Origin of the sequence: Granulicella sp. WH15, assembly GCF_009914315.1 — a bacterium.
GTDB lineage: Bacteria > Acidobacteriota > Terriglobia > Terriglobales > Acidobacteriaceae > Edaphobacter.
Window position 1 is genome coordinate 3,938,052 of sequence record NZ_CP042596.1, and the last position, 16,852, is coordinate 3,954,903.

General features: G+C 54.7%; 13 protein-coding genes. 8 read left to right on the forward strand and 5 right to left on the reverse strand.

What is annotated here, in order from left to right:
- Positions 1-257 precede the first annotated feature (257 nt).
- On the reverse strand, positions 258-896 hold the full coding sequence (locus FTO74_RS16335; RefSeq protein ID WP_162539094.1) for a response regulator transcription factor: 639 nt from the start codon (positions 894-896) through the stop codon (positions 258-260).
- Positions 893-2,110 (reverse strand): sensor histidine kinase, encoded by a 1,218-nt coding sequence (locus FTO74_RS16340; protein ID WP_162539095.1) that lies wholly within the window; start codon positions 2,108-2,110, stop codon positions 893-895. The genes FTO74_RS16335 and FTO74_RS16340 overlap by 4 nt, the downstream gene beginning before the upstream one ends.
- Before the next feature lie 86 nt (positions 2,111-2,196).
- On the opposite strand from FTO74_RS16340, the gene FTO74_RS16345 reads away from it, so the two are divergent.
- Together FTO74_RS16345 and FTO74_RS16350 are read left to right on the forward strand one after the other, a co-directional pair.
- On the forward strand, positions 2,197-3,414 hold the full coding sequence (locus tag FTO74_RS16345) for a carboxypeptidase-like regulatory domain-containing protein (protein WP_162539096.1): 1,218 nt from the start codon (positions 2,197-2,199) through the stop codon (positions 3,412-3,414).
- A gap of 4 nt (positions 3,415-3,418) precedes the next feature.
- Positions 3,419-4,888, forward strand: coding sequence for a TolC family protein (locus FTO74_RS16350; protein ID WP_162539097.1), 1,470 nt, complete (start codon positions 3,419-3,421; stop codon positions 4,886-4,888).
- A gap of 374 nt (positions 4,889-5,262) precedes the next feature.
- Here FTO74_RS16350 and FTO74_RS16355 read toward each other — a convergent pair whose 3' ends face one another.
- Together FTO74_RS16355 and FTO74_RS16360 are read right to left on the reverse strand one after the other, a co-directional pair.
- Positions 5,263-6,651 (reverse strand): HAMP domain-containing sensor histidine kinase, encoded by a 1,389-nt coding sequence (locus tag FTO74_RS16355; protein WP_162539098.1) that lies wholly within the window; start codon positions 6,649-6,651, stop codon positions 5,263-5,265.
- A gap of 2 nt (positions 6,652-6,653) precedes the next feature.
- Positions 6,654-7,412: a response regulator transcription factor gene (locus FTO74_RS16360; protein WP_255462339.1), complete on the reverse strand. Its 759-nt coding sequence runs from the start codon at positions 7,410-7,412 to the stop codon at positions 6,654-6,656.
- A 282-nt stretch (positions 7,413-7,694) separates the two neighbouring features.
- Between FTO74_RS16360 and FTO74_RS16365 the strand changes: the two genes are divergently transcribed.
- Positions 7,695-8,687 (forward strand): VWA domain-containing protein, encoded by a 993-nt coding sequence (locus tag FTO74_RS16365; protein WP_162539099.1) that lies wholly within the window; start codon positions 7,695-7,697, stop codon positions 8,685-8,687.
- A gap of 380 nt (positions 8,688-9,067) precedes the next feature.
- Positions 9,068-9,667 (forward strand): hypothetical protein, encoded by a 600-nt coding sequence (locus tag FTO74_RS16370; protein WP_162539100.1) that lies wholly within the window; start codon positions 9,068-9,070, stop codon positions 9,665-9,667.
- Between the two features lie 217 nt (positions 9,668-9,884).
- Here the strand turns inward: FTO74_RS16370 and FTO74_RS16375 are convergent, their stop codons facing one another.
- Positions 9,885-10,820 (reverse strand): LysR family transcriptional regulator, encoded by a 936-nt coding sequence (locus FTO74_RS16375; RefSeq protein ID WP_162539101.1) that lies wholly within the window; start codon positions 10,818-10,820, stop codon positions 9,885-9,887.
- Between the two features lie 732 nt (positions 10,821-11,552).
- Here FTO74_RS16375 and FTO74_RS16385 point away from each other — a divergent pair.
- The 4 genes from FTO74_RS16385 (at position 11,553) to FTO74_RS16400 (ending at position 16,350) form a co-directional block, all read left to right on the forward strand.
- Positions 11,553-12,743, forward strand: coding sequence for a site-specific integrase (locus FTO74_RS16385; protein WP_162539103.1), 1,191 nt, complete (start codon positions 11,553-11,555; stop codon positions 12,741-12,743).
- Between the two features lie 523 nt (positions 12,744-13,266).
- Complete coding sequence (locus tag FTO74_RS16390) at positions 13,267-14,043, forward strand: hypothetical protein (protein WP_220399043.1); 777 nt, start codon at positions 13,267-13,269, stop codon at positions 14,041-14,043.
- On the forward strand, positions 14,040-14,876 hold the full coding sequence (locus FTO74_RS16395; RefSeq protein ID WP_162539105.1) for a nucleotidyl transferase AbiEii/AbiGii toxin family protein: 837 nt from the start codon (positions 14,040-14,042) through the stop codon (positions 14,874-14,876). The genes FTO74_RS16390 and FTO74_RS16395 overlap by 4 nt, the downstream gene beginning before the upstream one ends.
- Positions 14,877-15,345: 469 nt before the next feature.
- Positions 15,346-16,350 carry a hypothetical protein gene (locus tag FTO74_RS16400; protein ID WP_162539106.1) on the forward strand — a complete coding sequence of 335 codons (1,005 nt, stop codon included), beginning with the start codon at positions 15,346-15,348 and terminating at the stop codon, positions 16,348-16,350.
- Positions 16,351-16,852 lie beyond the last annotated feature (502 nt).

A 16,852-nucleotide genomic window follows, 5' to 3' on the forward strand; every position in this document is an offset into this window, starting at 1 on the left:
ACAAGTCATTGCAGATCGTTCCCATTACGTCAGAAATAATCAGCCAGGTTCACTTGCCGGACAGATATAGTTACGATGCCAGCGGTAAGTACCAATGCAGCAACAGACGACAGCCTCATTTACGATTTCCTTCCGATGTGGTTGAGTTCGATAGACTCATCCAAACCCTAATTTGTTATGCCATGCCCCAACACGACGGGCATGTACAACAGAATCGCGTGCTTGACAGCATTACTGAGGTTCTTTAATTCGGCATGTTAGATACAACCGATCTCCAAACCTTTCAGCACAGCACGGACCCGGTCTCTCACACCCAGCTTCGCAAAAATTGCCGACGCTTGTGTCTTGATGGTTGCTTCGGTGACACCCTGGCTTTCCGCAATCTCTTTATTGCTGAGGCCCGCAGTCATTAATGCCAGCACTTCCAGTTCTTTCTTCGTTAGGGGTTCTGGAAGTTCCATACTCTCGAACTTCGGCTGGAAGGCTTCAAGGCCGGTACGCGCACTCTGAGTCACCGAGGGACGGAACACCCGCTCTCCGGCAATCACTTTCTCGATACATGAAGTCAGGTCCGCTAAAGTAGAATCTTTGCGGATAAACCCATTCGCGCCGTTCTGGATTGCGCGAAAAAACATATCGTCATCGTCGAAGGTAGTAATCAAGATGATCGGCGTTGTCAGTCCTCGTTGTCGCACTTCCTTGAGCACGTCAACCCCGGACAGACCAGGAAGGCGAACGTCCATCAACACCACGTCCGACTCCGTTTGCATGATCGTTTCGATTGCGCCTACGCCATCATCGGCCTGCGCCACAATCTCAAAGCCCTTGTTCAGATTCAGAAGCTCACACAGGCCAAGCCGCACCAGCGTTTCGTCCTCTACGAGCACAATTCTCATGCCGTCTGTTCCTCCTCAATAGGAACTCCTATAGCTACAGCAAATCCTCCATCGCTGAGAGAGCCTACGTGGAGCGTGCCGCGCATTTCTTCTACTCTCGATTGCATCCCGCGTAGCCCATTGCCTTTCGTAACTTCACCGCAGCCGCCTCCATCATCCTTGATCGTAAGGACGATAGCTCCATCTTGGCGGGCCAACTGAATCCATAGATTTTTCGCTTCGGAATGTCGAAGCACATTTGTTACCGCTTCTTGTGCGCAGCGATACAGACTATGCGATACCGAAACCGGTACACCCGCAATGTCTCCCTGTATGTCGAGGTGGGTCTGCACACCCGTTACATCCCGCAGCAGCTCTTTCAGCGCACTCGAAAGCTCTCTTGTTTCGTCTTCCCTCCATGCCGAAACCGATTCTCGTATCTCCGCCAGCAGCACCCGCGTAATGAGTTGCGCTCTTGCAATGGGCGGTAGTACCGCTTCCGCAGCCCGATGTTGTGCAATCTCCAACTGAATGCTCAAACTGGTGAGATAGTGTCCCGCAGCATCATGCAGTTCACGGGACAGCCGGAGTCTCTCTTCAATTCGTGCCGATTCCTTTATCTGAGCTTGCAGATCGACCAGCTTATGATTTGCAATCACTAACTGATGCTGGCGTTTCGCAAGTTCAAATAACAAGCACGCACCCAAAAAGCTGAAGCCAAACCAGATATAGTTCCCGGTCATGTCAAACAAGGCCACTACTATCTTGAATGGCGAATGTGCTATCTGAGCCAATTGGGGGAGCGCAACGTTTCTGTAGATGAAGATGCGGATCAGTTGTGCCGCGAACGTGAAAGCGACAGCGATTGCGCCCCAGCGATAGCGGCGGTTTACAGGAACGCAGAAGGGGATACAGAACACCGACAGATTTGTGAGATCAAGGCTCAATGCCACTCCAAGGAGAATTTGCAGCAGCAGGGAGCGTTCTCTATGTGGTGCCAGATTGATCCGCAGGGGAATGTTGCGCACAAAAAGAAAGCCATATACGAGTGCAAAGGCAATCTTGCTCCAAAACAGTAGATTCAGGCTTCTGTAGGTTCCAGGAAGGGTCTGCATCCCGCTCACAACATCGGTGAGAGCGAGCACGAATCCACCCCAACGGAGCCAGAAAAAGAGCGGTTTCCGCAAGACCATGAAGCTACCGTACGAGAGATCGACCTCCTGCGCATCGGCCATTAGTCAGAGACTCCTCAGCACTTCTCTTCTCTCTAGGATAAATGCGATACGCTCCCGTCTCCCCCAGAAGTAGGAGAACCGTTCTCATGCTGATGGCCGATTCCTTATTTCTTTCATTCCAATACAGTCAATCCATGTGTGATCGGGACAACCACTGGGATGGTGAAGGAAAGCATAACGGCATGAAACGTTGGCGACCGGCGACGGGAGGGACAAGATGCAAGTTCTTCATCTGCCCCTCTTGGGCCGTCATCGTCATGCTTCCATTCCTTGCCGCAAGTTTATCGGCGCAGCAAGCGTTGCTGGCGTCGGGCGAGCTGCCCGATGCCCCTGTTCCCCAGGTCTCCACGTCAGTTTCAGCCGATCAGCCGACGGCGAACGTCAGTGGCGCTGTGACAGACGTTAGTGGCGCGGTCATCGCCGGTGCAGCGGTAACACTCGAAAATGCCGTTAGCCATGACAAGAAAACGGCCGTAACGAACGAACAAGGCATCTTTACTTTTGCCCCGCTGGATGCGGGCATCTTTACGATCACGATTCAATCCAAGGGTTTTGCCCCGGTTGTGAAAACCGGCATCTCTCTCCACGCGGGCGAGAATTATCAATTGTCCCCCACCACAATGCAGGTTGCTGCCGCGACCGCGACGGTCGAGGTAGGTGCTCAGACGCAATATGAATTAGCCGAAGCGCAGATCAAGGCGGAGGAAAAGCAACGGTTCCTTTTCATCGAGCCGAATTTCTACGTTACCTACATTTCAAATCCAGCCCCGCTCACGGCGGGGCAAAAAATGCGGCTTGCCACGAGATTCGCCGTCGATCCCTTTACCTTCATTTACGCCGGAGCCGTCGCTGGTGTCGAACAGGCGAACAATGACTATCCCGGCTATGGACGCGGTGCCGCCGGATACGGCAAACGGTATGGTGCTACGGTCGGGGACATCGTAACCGGCAGCATCATCGGTGCAGGTGCCTTGCCCGCTCTGTTACATCAAGACCCACGCTACTTCTACAAGGGGACGGGTAGCATTCCATCGCGGATAGGCTATGCCCTTGCAACCATCGTGAGAACCAAAGGCGACGACGGAAAGTGGCAACCGAACTACTCAGGAATTCTCGGCGATCTTGCTTCGGGCGCGATCTCCAACAGCTACCTTGCTCCGGGTGACAGAAAAGGGGCTGTGACGGTTATCAATGGTGCTGTAGAAGGCTTCGCGTTGAGAGGCGTAACAGCTCTGGAGCAAGAGTTCTTAGCTCGATGGATTACAACTCACTCCAAGGACAAAGGAACCATCGGACGCCACTGATGCCATGTTCGCCTTCTTCCCATCTCTTATCACGAGTTTCAGTGGAGTCCTGGCGGGCGTCCAATGCACAGCGATTGCAGATGGAATCGTACATCACGTATTGGAGAGCTGGGTCAATCTGTCTGTGCGTCGAGTCAGTCTTTCGGTAGTTATCGTTATTTGTTTGTTCACCACAATTTCGGCTTCTGCCCAACTTTCCTTTACCTCGGCAGTGGATCTTGCCTTACAAAATAGCCCTCGGGTCAAAATGGCCCAGGACGATCTAAACAAAGCGACGGCCAGTCTTTCGGAATCGAAGGCAGTATTTATTCCGAGCCTATCCGGTAGCATCGGCGCAGGGCCGTCATACGGAATCACGACGAGCGTACCAACGATATTCACGCTCAACGCGCAATCACTGGCATTCAACTTCTCTCAGTTCGATTACATCCGGGCGGCGCGGGCAGGCGTCCAGGCCGCAAGCGCAACGCTGGTGGACGTTAGGGAACAGGTCGAGGAAGATACAGCGATCACCTATATTTCTCTGGACCGGGTGCAGCAACGGCAGAAAGCAATGAGCGATGAATATGGCTATGCCGTCAGGCTGGTTTCGATTGTTCAGCTCCGGCTTGATGCGGGCATGGAATCGCAATTGGAACTGAAACAGGCCCGTCGCACCGCCCTTCAAATCAAACTTCAGCAGGAGCAGCTTGAGGACGAGGTTGCTTCTCTTCATGACCATTTCTCTCAACTCATCGGCTTGCCAGCCGACCAATTAGGAACAGTATCGAGCAGCATCCCGTCCCGCCCGTCGTCCCTTCTATCGTCAACAGAGGGTCCGAATGAGTATCCAGATACGCCTAGCGTGCTGTCCGCCGAGGCGAATGCGCTTGCAAAACGTAAGCAGGCTATTGGCGATTCGCACAATACATGGCGGCCACAGATCGCATTTTCAGCGCAATATGGGCGAATCAGCCCCTTCAATGGAGCGGCCACTTACTACAATCTCAACGGCAATTACAACACGGCTTATGCTGCCGCCCAGGTTCAGTTGCCATTCTTCGATAGCACACGCAAGGCAAAGGCTCGTGAATCATTGGCGGAAGCACAGCACGCCGAGCACACCGTAGAGTTTCTACGCGAGCAACAAAGCGCGACTCGCGTAAAGCTCCAGCACTCTATTACGGAACTTGAGACCAAAGCAGAGCTTGCCGAAGTCGATCAAGGCATTGCACAGGACCAACTCGACGCGATGCTTGTGCGGCTCACGTTCGGTAACGGGACGGGTTCCACTTCCCCGATGACTCCCAAAGATGAGATGAATGCCCGCATTCTTGAGCGGCAGCGTTACTTGGAGATGCTAGACGCAACATTCCAATTGCGGAAGCAGCAAATTTACCTGCTGCGTCAGACGGGGCAGCTCCAAAATTGGATTCAGTCTGTCGCCAATGTTCAACCAACGACTCCAATGAAGCCGGTAACGGGTTCGCCATGAACAAATCTATTGTGATTACGCTTCAGCACCTTCTCGATGCTCTGAGCCGGAGACATAACGGATGATCTCACGAGAAGGGGCCATAAAGATTCGATGGGAACACACTCACCAATGTCGCAAGTGCGGGCACGTTGTCCGGGCTGATGACATCGACCCCAAAACAATTACAACAGGTGTCATCACCTGTCCGAAGTGCGAAATGTCTGGACCCATCAACGTAAAGATATTGCAGATGAAACGCTGACAGGCGCTTTTCCCTTAGACGGGAATAGGCAATGACATTTGATCTTCGACCTTCAGGAAGCAGTCTGCCGCTAAGTCGAATGCCTGAAATCAAAGGGTCATACCTCTCTTGAATGCGACATCGTATCTGTTTATAAAACGGATATGGGTAGCTCAATGGTGACGGTCAATCCACCACCTTCGGAACTACGAGCAAAAATCTTTCCCCCATTGGCGATGACCGCTTGGCGGGCAATCGCAAGTCCGAGTCCAGAACCTTCATTCGCTCCCGTCGCGCCGTTTGGAAGTGTGACGAACGGCTCAAAGATCATCTCTTCCTGGTCAGGAGCAATGCCGGGTCCGTCATCCTGTACGGTGATGGTGCCGACACTTTTATCCGCACTATGAGTTACATCCACCCGCACCGATCCCGCTTCGCGCGCAAAGCGCAGGCCGTTGCGAAGGATATTGTCGAGTGCCCGGCGCAGTAGCTCACGATGGCCCGTGACTTGGAACGGTTCGGTTTTCTGGAGTACGACGGACTTTTCAACCTGTGCCGCTTCAAAGCTGGCGTCCGCACATGCCTCCTCGATCATGGATGCAGCGTCAAACAATGACGTCTGTCGACTCAATTCATTCCCACTCTCCAGACGGGCTAGGAAAAGTAACTCTTGAACCAGAGTATTCAGGCGCTTCGTCTCATGGCCGATGCGATTCAACTCTGGTTGCAACGCGGAGTCCGCTTTTTTTCGTGCCAGACCAAGGGCGATGTTCACGCGGGTCAACGGAGAACCCAATTCATGCGAAGCATGAGCCAGAAAATGCTTGTACCGCGTGACCAGAGACTCGATCTCGCTCGCCATCTGGTTAAACTTGCGGCTGAACTCCCCCAGCTCATCTTTTCTGGTGAGGAGCGGACCTTCAATCCGCGTTCCAAGCTCGCCTTCACCCAACTGCTCTGCCATCTGTCCGAGGCCGATGATGGGCCTGACGAGATACAACGTCAGGACGTAACAGCAAATACCGGACACGACCGCCAGCAGCGCAATCCTCGATAGCAGCAGCAACAGCAAAGAGTGCAACGAGCGCGGACTGTTCAAAAAGAAGACGTAGGGAGACCGCAGGAGCAGGAAGAAACCGGGGGCATTTCTTCCCAGGGGGCCGGGCATCGCCACCACGGTATGTAGCGGCAGCTCGCGCACTGTGACACTTGCGGTCTCGGGAGTCGGTTGCGCGGTGGCACTTTCCAAGGAGGAGAGCTTCGGGCCAAGGTCCGAGAACTGGCGATTGTCACGAGCATGGACAACAACACCCCCGGAGCAGCTTGTTCTCGATGTGCCCAGGTAACGAGCCAGTACATCGCGTCCGCCTCGTTCGTATTCATCCAGAGTCGCAACCGCGCATGTATGTATTGGGTAGATCGGCAGAACGCGGGGATGATTGGGCCGTATCAGCGAAACGGTCGTGACGGCCAGTGCGAGAGTCATCCCAATTAGCGCGACGATCATCAGCCAGAAGCTGAAAAAGATGCGGGCGAACATTCTCATATTTCGCCTTTCTCCGTGACGTAGACATAGCCGACGTTACGAATGCCCTTGATACGTTCAATGCCACCTAAATGCGGTCCTAATTTCTTGCGGAGGTTGGCGGCTAAGTTGTCGATGCTGCGATCAAAGCTAACGGCATCCCGGCCAAAGATTTGGGGCACGAGTTCTTCTCGGGTCAATGGCTTTCCAGGGCTTTCGAGCAGCAACCGAAGGAGATGAAATTCGGCTCCGGTCAGATCGGTCAAAACAGATCCCACCGTTACCGACCTTTCGCTTTCGTCAAGGGTGATGTCTCCCACCTCCAGATGAGCCATTGTCTCTGTCGGATAGGCTCTCCGCAGGATGGATCGTATCCGCGCAATCAGCTCCTCCGGCTCAAAAGGTTTCGGGAGATAGTCATCCGCGCCGCCTTGCAATCCCTGAATGCGGTCCCGCGCTGCTCCCCGTGTCGTCAGCATCAGCACAGGAACATTCGAGCGTTGCCGGATGCGCTTCAACACCTCGAATCCATTGATGCCGGGAAGCATGACGTCCAGAATGACGAGTTGGAACCGCTTTTGCTGCGATAGATAGATACCTTCCTCTCCCGTTCCGGCAGAGGTCACGGTCAAACCATCGGTCTCGCAATAATCACGGATCAGGCGGCTGAGCGACAGATCATCGTCGATCAGCAGCAGAGGCGGGGAGGCATCGTTAACCGATTGTGCGAAAGCGCTCATTTCATTCTTATTTTGCGCCCGGTGAAGCGAAGTCATGTCGAGAAGTGTCGTCGAGCTTACCACCTGATCGGAGCACCACAAGACGATTATCCTCTCCTCGCTCGACACTTCTTGACATTCGACGGGTGCGGTCCACGCGAGGATAGGTCTCAGGAATACCGGGCGGCCACTGCAAGGAATCGTGTCCCATGCCCCTTCATGTGGTGATTCATGAACCTGTATCTCGCAGCCTTGCTCCTGGTGTCTCTTCCTGCCAGCGCGTTGGCACAGAACCAGCCTGCCCCAACCGCCCCGGCATCACAGGAGGCGACCGTATCCTTGAGAACCGAGGCCAATCTGGTTCTCGTTCCTACTTGGGTCACGACGCAGGCCGGAGAGACCGTGTTCTCGCTCTCATCGCAGGACTTCGCCCTGTTCGACAACGGAGTGGCGCAGAGGGTCACGGTGGATGATGACATCAACCCGGCACCCCTTTCGATTGTCGTGGCCATCGAAACCGGAGGCTTTGGGCGGCAGGAGATCGCCTCACTTGGCGGCGTCGAGACCATGCTTGAAGCCATCATCGGGGAGCAGCCCCACGAAATCGCATTGGTCGCCTTCGATAGTCAGCCCCATCTGATGCAGGACTTCACGCCCTCTATGGAAGCTATGGGAACTGCATTGCAACGACTACATCCTGGCGATCATGACGCCGCCATTCTGGATACGCTCCAGTATGCTGCGGGACTGCTCCAATCGCGTCCCGCAGCGAATCGCCGGGTCGTGCTGCTCATCAGCGAAACCTTCGATCAAGGCAGTCAGGCCAAGCCCGATGATGTCTTTCAGGCGCTTCGTTCCACCAATACCCCAATCTATAGCGTGGCCTTCTCAACCACCAAAGCAGAGGTACACAACACGCTCACGACACCCTCTCCCGGTCGAGCCAAGAAGGCGAAGTGCCTTCAGGAAAATCCGGGTGCGCCTCCAGGAACTTGTATGGGTTATGGAGCGCTGGGAAGATTCCTCGTGATGGCGAGCCGGTTGGGCCAAGACGACGACGGCTCCGAAGCCAACGTGGCGCAGGTCGCGGCATCAGTCACAGGCGGCAAATATCTCCCGTTCGACGCGGGAGCGGGAAGAAAAGACCTGGAAGCCAAGCTCTACACCATCGCCAACGACCTTCCCAATCGCTACATCCTAAGTTTCCGCCCTTCACTGACTCCCGGCCTTCACACGCTTCAGGTCGCCGTAAAGGGACACCCCGAGTTACAGGTTTCGTCGCGCACGAGTTACTGGGTGAAGGAGACTACGGCGACAGAACCGCATCCTTAGTGTCCCTGGTTGCAAGACACTTCTTGACATTCGGAGGGGTCGAACTGAGGGACGATTATTCCAAAGTGGTCGCTCAGACTGACATAACGACGATGACTGTTTTTCAAGTTTGACCTGATCGCGCAGGGAGATAAATGACACAGGGTTTCGCACTAGAGTTCGCTTCCACGATGACAAAGTTAATTCTTATAGCTTCAGTTGTCGGGGTTCCTGCATCGGCGCAACAGGCAACCAGCACGCAGTCTTCATCCGAGGCCGCTCTCGTATCTACGCTACCGGATGCGCCTTCATCTCAAGCCTCGCAGAGTGGTGCTTCCCCACAGGAACAGGCTCCAGTCAGCACCAGTTCCTCGCCAGTTTTTCAGGGTTCGATTGGACCAATGCCTCCGATTCTGACGAAGACTCGACTGACATTCCACGATAAGTTCAGGATTTATGAGCATCAGGCGTTTGGACCGCCTGCATTGGTCTTCCCGGCGCTCGGCGCTGGCCTGCGTATGGCAGACCCTCCGAAGAACTACCCCCACGATTGGGTCGATGGTGGAGGCGCTTTTGGCAGACTCTACGGCAGCGCACTTGCGACGCAAACATCCAAACGCACGGCTGGATTCCTTGCGGAGTCTTTGTTGCATGAAGATCCACGCTATCTACCCGCGCCGGAAGGCGCGAATGCGGGCTCGCGAATCCTTCATGCTGTCGCATTCTCATTTGTCGATAGAACCGACTCAGGCGGCCACACACTTGCATTCTCCAATTTTGCCAGCGCCACAGCCGGAGGCTTCGTTGGTATGGCTTATCTGCCCCCAGGCTTCAATGATGCTTCTCATGCCGGACAGCGTGTAGGCACAGAGTTTCTGGATATTGTCATCGCAAATGTTGCGAGAGAATTCGCACCGCAATGGACACCCCTCGCCCGCAAACTTCATATTCCGAAGATCGTGCCTGCATGGTGGGTGCCGGAGCGTCCACAGCATCCCTAGTCAATTTAAAAACAGGCTTCCGGTAAATGATTTCACGAGCAGTCACGGTTCGATGGGAGCACACGCATCAGTGCCACAAATGCGGGCACGTTATCCGGGTTGATGACATTGATCTGAAAACAATTACAAGAGGTGTCATCACATGCGCGAAGTGCGATGCGTCTGGACCCATCAACGTAAAGATATTGCAGATGAAACGCTGACCGGCGCTTTTCCCTTAGACGGGAATAGGCAATGACATTTGATCTTCGTCCTTCAGGTGGTTCATCCGTCGCATGAAGCTTCGTACCAGCTCGCTTATCACTTGTGATTCGTTATCTGCACGGGAGATGAGTAGCGTGTTCATCATCAATCTGGCTTCATCCAGCGGCCTCATTGTGAGGCCAGCCCTCGCAATTCGGAGAGCGCCCGATTTGCCGACGATGACCAATCCGCCCGGCTCGTTGAGTAGAGGAATTGCTTCCTCTGGAACCATGAAGTGCTGAATCCCAGATGGGATAATTCGTAGCTCATTTGTGAGTTTCTGGATCAGGTCATAGAGTGGAGGATGGTTTTGACGCTGAAAAAGTATCCAACGCTTTCCGGCAAGCTGAGCGAGATTCAGTGATGGATAATTAGCCAGCTCATCGTCTTCTGACATCACGACGTAAAAAGGCGATTCGTCGATCTTTAGGCCCGTCAGCAAACCGGAGTCGGGTGGTTCAATGACGAGTGCCAAGTCAAGCTCCCCTGTGAGAACTTCGTGAGCCAAATCGCAAGAAAAGCCGCTCGACAAGTTCAACCGCAGACGTGGATATAAAGGAAGCCTTGTAGCGAGAATCGTCGATGTGAAGAATGGGTCTGCATAAGGCGTTCGCCCTACGTTCAACATCATCTCCGCATCCCTTCCCGCCGCTCGCGCCGCTTGCACTGCGCGTTCCGCGTGGAGAACGGCTATGCGAGCTTCTTCGACATACGCTCTGCCCGCATCGGTCAGAGACACCAAATGATGGTCTCGAACAAAGAGAACCACGCCAAGGCTTTCCTCCAGTTCAGCAATATGCTTCGTAACGGCTGGCTGGCTGAGGTGAAGGCGCTTGGCAGCGCGAGAAAAACTCAATTCTTCCGCTACCGCGATTGCCGCTTCCATGTACTTCAGTTCGTTTCGTGCCATGCTGCCCCCCTTGACGCTCAACCTGGGTTCAGAAGGCCCGAGACCCGTACAGAGGACGGGTACTAAGGCATGGGAAAGACAGTTTCAGTGGATCGTACATGCGCCCAGCGGGTCTTAATTGAGACCTCTGTAACACCTTTAGACGTTTTCACACCACAGACCGTTACAAATTCTATCGACCGCTGCGATGTGGTCATTCCAATTTGGAATAACCGTCCTTAAGAAAGTAATTGGACAATTCGAGCTGCTCCCGTCAATCGTAATCAGCAAGGCAGTATCCGAACGCAATACACTCTGCTCGCGCGTGGAAGAGAAATTGGAGCTGACCACTCACGATCAGGGATTCGGGATGCCGGGACGCTGATGGATCGTCCGAGGGGGTCGCCAGTGCTACGCAAAACGTCAGAGGAAGGGTTCTCAGAGCACAAGTTTGAGGGAGCACCCGAGCTGCGCCGCAAGCCAGTTGCCAGCGAGCCATTCATTCCCGAACCCCTGCTGGACACAGACCAGGCCGCCGCGATCATGCGAGTACATCCTAAAACTCTTCAGCGTTATGCACGGCAGGGCATAGTGCGGGGCTTTCAACTCGGAACGATGTGGCGTTTTCGGGCGAGCGATATTGACCGCTGGATTTCGGAACAACTCGCAAGTTGAGTTTTCCTCTCGACCTCTGCCCGGCATAGCGATAGGCTTTAAGAAAGCCATCCGTTGCGCCGGAGAAAGGGAGTAGTTATGCCAAGGCGCACACGGTATCAACAAGGAAGCGTGCAACGTGACAAGCGGCTAAGCGGACCGGATGTTTGGGTCTTTCGTTGGAGGGAAATCGGACCAGATGGCAAAAGCGCTCAGCGCAAAACGGTCATCGGAACGGTAGTCACTCTCCCCTCAGAAGCATCCGCCCTCAAAGCAGCCCAAGCGTTGCGCATCGACGCCAACCAACAAACCCCGCGAGCGGATAGTCGCCCGAGCACGATAGCGGAACTGATCGAACATTATCGGTTGAAGGAACTGACCGAAGACGAACAGGGACGCAAGGCGCACTCAACACGAGCCGCTTACGAATGTTACCTAAACGTCTGGATTGCTCCTCGTTGGGGCAATCACCGGCTCCAGCAAGTGAAGTCTGTAGCCGTCGAGGAATGGCTGGGGAACATCGAACGGGCAAGAGGAACCAAAGCGAAGATTCGGAACATTATGAGCGCTCTCTTCAGTCACGCAATGCGGTACGAGTGGACGGACAGAAATCCGATCCGTCTCGTTCGGCAAAGTGCGAAACGAGAGAAGATTCCCGATGTTCTCGAATTGCACGAACTCCAGACACTTCTCACCAAACTGGCCGTCAGGGAACGCACGTTAGTATTGCTCGACGCGGCGACCGGATTGCGGGTGAGCGAACTTCTCGCTCTCAAGTGGGATGACATTGACTTTGAGAATCTGGAGATTCGCGTCACCGAATCCATTTGGCATCAGGTATTGGGTGTCTGCAAAACAGAGGCGTCGGCGAGACCCGTCCCAATGGACGACTACATGGCCGAGGATCTTCTGCGTTGGAGAAAAACCTGTCTATATCCGATGGAGAGCGATTGGGTCTTCGCCAGCCCGACCATGAAAGGCACACAGCCCTACTGGCCGGACAACCTCATGAAGCGGTACATCAAGCCAGCGGCAAAGGCTGCGGGCATCCACAAGAACATCGGCTGGCACACCTTCCGCCACTCCTTCGGCACGCTGCTGAAGGCGAACGGGGAAGATGTGAAGACCGTCCAGGAGCTTTTACGACACGCCAACAGCAAGATCACGCTTGACGTTTATACGCAGGCCGTGAACTCGCATAAGCGTGCCGCACAGAGCAAGGTTGTACAGATGATTGTGCCCGGCGTGGGCACAATGGCGAAGGGAGCACGTACAGGTACAGAAGCGTAATCCGCTTATTGTGCCCGTAATGTGTCTGGATTTGCTTGTCACTTAGGTCCCATATATTCCGTAAGTCCTTTGGAATGTATGGCGGGGACGACGGGGCTCGAACCCGCGACCTCTGCCGTGACAGCTAATCCGTAACACGTAACTTGTTGATACCAGGCGTAGCGGATGGCTACCTGAGCGCCTTATTGGACCCACGGAAACGGTTATTGGACCCTTATCGGACCCGTGACCTTTGCCCTCTAAACCTTTGCCCTATTCTCGATTTTCAAGCAATTTTAGGCCATTTTGCGGTCGATCTCGACCGACTCCTCTGCCGCGTGAAGGCAGATGTCGCGGGTCCAAATGATACCCGAATCACGGATCGTTCCCTACGAGGGAACATTTCATGCAGACACTAGTATCCAGTTATGATACTGTGTTCTTATTTCGTTCCCTGCGGGGGAACAATATGAGCACAGAATACAATCCGAAGACTGCCGGACCCGGATCGAAAACTCTGGGACCAAGATCGTCTGCGCTATGGGTGGAACTCAACGAACGCGGCAAGACCACGTTCACTCTCCAGGATGCCGAGGAGATAACCGGACTGCGCGGCTCATCGGTGCGGACCCTGATCCATAAGGCGGAGCGGCGGGGACTCGTCACGCGGCTTCGCTCCGGCCTCTATACGCTCGTTCCCTTTGAGCTGGGCCGGGCAACGGAGTATGTGGGCGATCCCTATGTCATCGCCCGCGAGATGTGCGAGGGACGCCCCTACTTCCTCTCGCACGCCTCGGCGATGGAGCTGCACCGCATGGTCACACAACCGCAGTTCACGATCTATGTCAGCTCGACGATGCGGACGCCGCCGCGCTCCGTGCATGGACACGAGTATCGTTTCGTCACGGTCAAGCCGGAGGATTTCTTCGGACTGACGCAAGTGTGGATTACGAAGCAGCAGTCCGTCATGGTCAGCGACAAGGAGCGGACGATCCTCGACGCCCTGCGCCAGCCTCAATACGCGGGCGGCATCCCGGAGGTGGCGAAGGCTCTCTGGATGAGTAGAGAAGCCATCAAGGTTCCGCAGCTTCTCGACTACGTGCAGCACTTTTCGAGCGGCGCTCTGCGGCGGCGGCTCGGCTTCCTGTTGGAACTCTACGCAATGGCTTCGCCGGAGCAGCTTGAACCGCTGCGCTCGAAGCTGACCTCGACTTATGACCGCCTCGATCCGACGCTGCCGAAGTCTGGTTCTTTTCAAGCGCGCTGGCGTCTGCAACTCAATATCGGTATCGACGAACTGGAGGCGATTCCGCACACATGATTCCGCAGCGCAACATCTCGCTTCTCGCCAACCGGCTGTACAAGGAACATGGTGGCCGTCGGATTCCCGAGGCCGTACTGGAGCGGGATTACTGCCTAGCTTGGTTTCTGGTGGGCTTGAGCCAAAGCAAGCTCCGCGACCTTCTCATCTTCAAGGGTGGCACTGCGCTCAAACGCTGCCACTTCGGGGACTATCGTTTTTCCGAAGACCTGGACTTTACCCTTGCAAGAAGAGTGGAATTCACGGAGATCCGCGAAGGGTTGGAAGAGGTGTATGAGCTGGTGGCCCAAGCCTCCGGCATACGCTTCTCTTTCGAGGCTGAGGACCGACAGACGCACGTCAACAGCTACACCTTTTATCTCCGGTATCAAGGACCGCTGCCGACATCAAACACGGTCAAGGTGGACATCACGGTCGCGGAGATCCTGCTTTTTCCGGTAGAGCAGCTTCCGGTTCTACGCACCTACCCAGAATTTGAGGACGTACCGGAAGATCGCCCAATCTCCGTGTACAGCCTGAACGAGATCGCTACTGAAAAAATCGTCGCTCTTCAGGACCGGGCTCGCAACGAGCCTCGTGACCTCTACGATCTGTGGTTCCTGACCTCTCATGCGGGTATCGAAATCGGCCATCTCATCGGAGCCATCACGGGAAAACTGCGCTTCCGAGAGAAAAGCATTAATGGCGTCGAAGACCGCATCATCGCAAAAGAAGTCCGTTTGAAGGCGCTGTGGGACGGTCGCCTTGGACATCAGATGGAAGCGTTGCCCCCGTATGATGAAGTCTTTCGCACCGTGCGGCGCGAGCTTCGTCAGGCAGGCTTTCCCCAGTAAAGCAAAATATTCAGGGCTCAATAGCAAGCCATTGCCATTCCCGGTTACATGCCCGATGATGGAATCGGACGGTACGCACCGCCCTGGGTGTCGAAACCCATGCAGAAACGCCGTGGATCGGAGACGGTCACGGATAGATTCCCTACGCCTTTGCGTCGGGGAGCTGTGGACGTATGTCCAGGCTTCACGGCTAAAGGTCCATGGAACCGAGTGTTTCTGCCGGTTTTCGAACTCCCCGACGAGGGTTACTAGGGCTGTTTGCGGGGGCGCACCGCAGACGTTTTTCCCTTTCCCGCCAATGCGAGGAGTTAGCTATGATTTCTCTTGCGACAAGCAGTGTAGCGGGTATTTTGCTCAACCGGAGGAGCAGTGCAGATCCATACCTCTGTGCTCTGCTGAGAGCCGTTCGGACCCTGCGGTCGATTTTGCCTCCTGCGTTCATTTTCGGAGGATGCACAGGAACCTCAGCATGAGCGAGTCTATTCGATTACGGTTTCATGGCGACGAGGAAGGTAAACTCCCACTTCCAAAACAATGCAGCATTGCCATCTCAAGCTGTGAGACCCCGGAGATATGTCAGGCCGTCGCCGCTGTCATGGAGCAAATCTTGTATGCGTTGGCTCTCTTTGGTCTGGACCTTCGTGCTCTGGACGGAATCACGCTTTCCCGCGATTGCCGGACGGATGGGGCTGCATTACAAAGCATCCCGGAGGGACAGGTTCCTTTGGAGATGACTGACCGACCCGACACGATGGAGATGGGTCGAACCGTTGCCGTTTGGCGAGAGAAAGAGCTTCGATTCCATATTGTTCTCCGGGCTGGCATCGGACTGATGACGCTTTCGCCGGAGAAGGAACAGCAAGCGCTGGCGTATGCGTGTATCGCTCACGAAGCCGCGCACGTCGATCACGAAGGGCATCTCTATCGAACCTTTCCCGGCATCTATGGCCGCCCTCTGGAGTGCGGGGACCGTTCCCGGCAGACGTTCCTCAAAGCGATGGATGTTTGGAGTGAATACGCGGCGTGCCGGTCCTCGGCCACGTTCCGGCCAGAGGCCGTGGAGGAGTTTGAAGGTCTGTTCTGCCGGGTACTCGAAGAAAGTCTCACCGCCTGCAAAGAACGGATCGCAGCCTACCGGCGCGATCAAAAGACTCTACAGGTATTCATGGACATTCAGCAGCTCTTTGGGGATGTCTTTATCCATGCCGGATATTTCCTGGGCCACCTCGACGGATTGGAACTCACTTTAGAGGGACATGCCCCCCATGCTTCCACACTGCTCCGGCAGCACCCGCAGATTGAAGCGTTGGTGATCCGCCTGCGCCGCGTGCTACATGAACTTTGGCTTGGTGAATATGGTTGGAAGTCTATTGAAGTCTTTGCGCCCATTTATGACTTGATCTGCGAGATGATGGCACTGCATGGGCTGGCCTTCGCAAGACACAACGACGAATGGCACATGGTCGTCCTGTGAGAAGACGACGACGCGGCGGATGGCATTCAGGATGCTCTTGCAGACTGGATGAAGCGGGCCGAAACAATCTGAGGTCTGTTCCATGCGAGCGATCCCGACGAGATGCGGCAATTCGATCATGGCTATGTCGTGACCTCGCACAGCCTCGTATGTCGAAAATCATTGCCTCTTGTTTGCATCTGCATTAGCGGACTGTCTGATCTGCGTCCAAAGCTCCAGTTGTTCCAATAGAAGGCAGGTCGCTGGTTTTATGGATTCTACAAGGCTGTATTCCACATGCCGCACTACGCCGCCGTTGCTAAGGTCACGGCGCTCTACCAGACCTGATGACACAAGCTGCTTCAGTTCTGTCATCAGTACCTTCTTGGATGCTTCAGGAAGCAATCGAGAGAGTTGTCCAAGTCGTACTGGACCGGCCCGCATCACGCATAAAATATGCACTCGCCACTTGCCCTGGAGCAGGGCGACCGTTGTTGATGCAGGACAGGTCAAATGCTCTAGT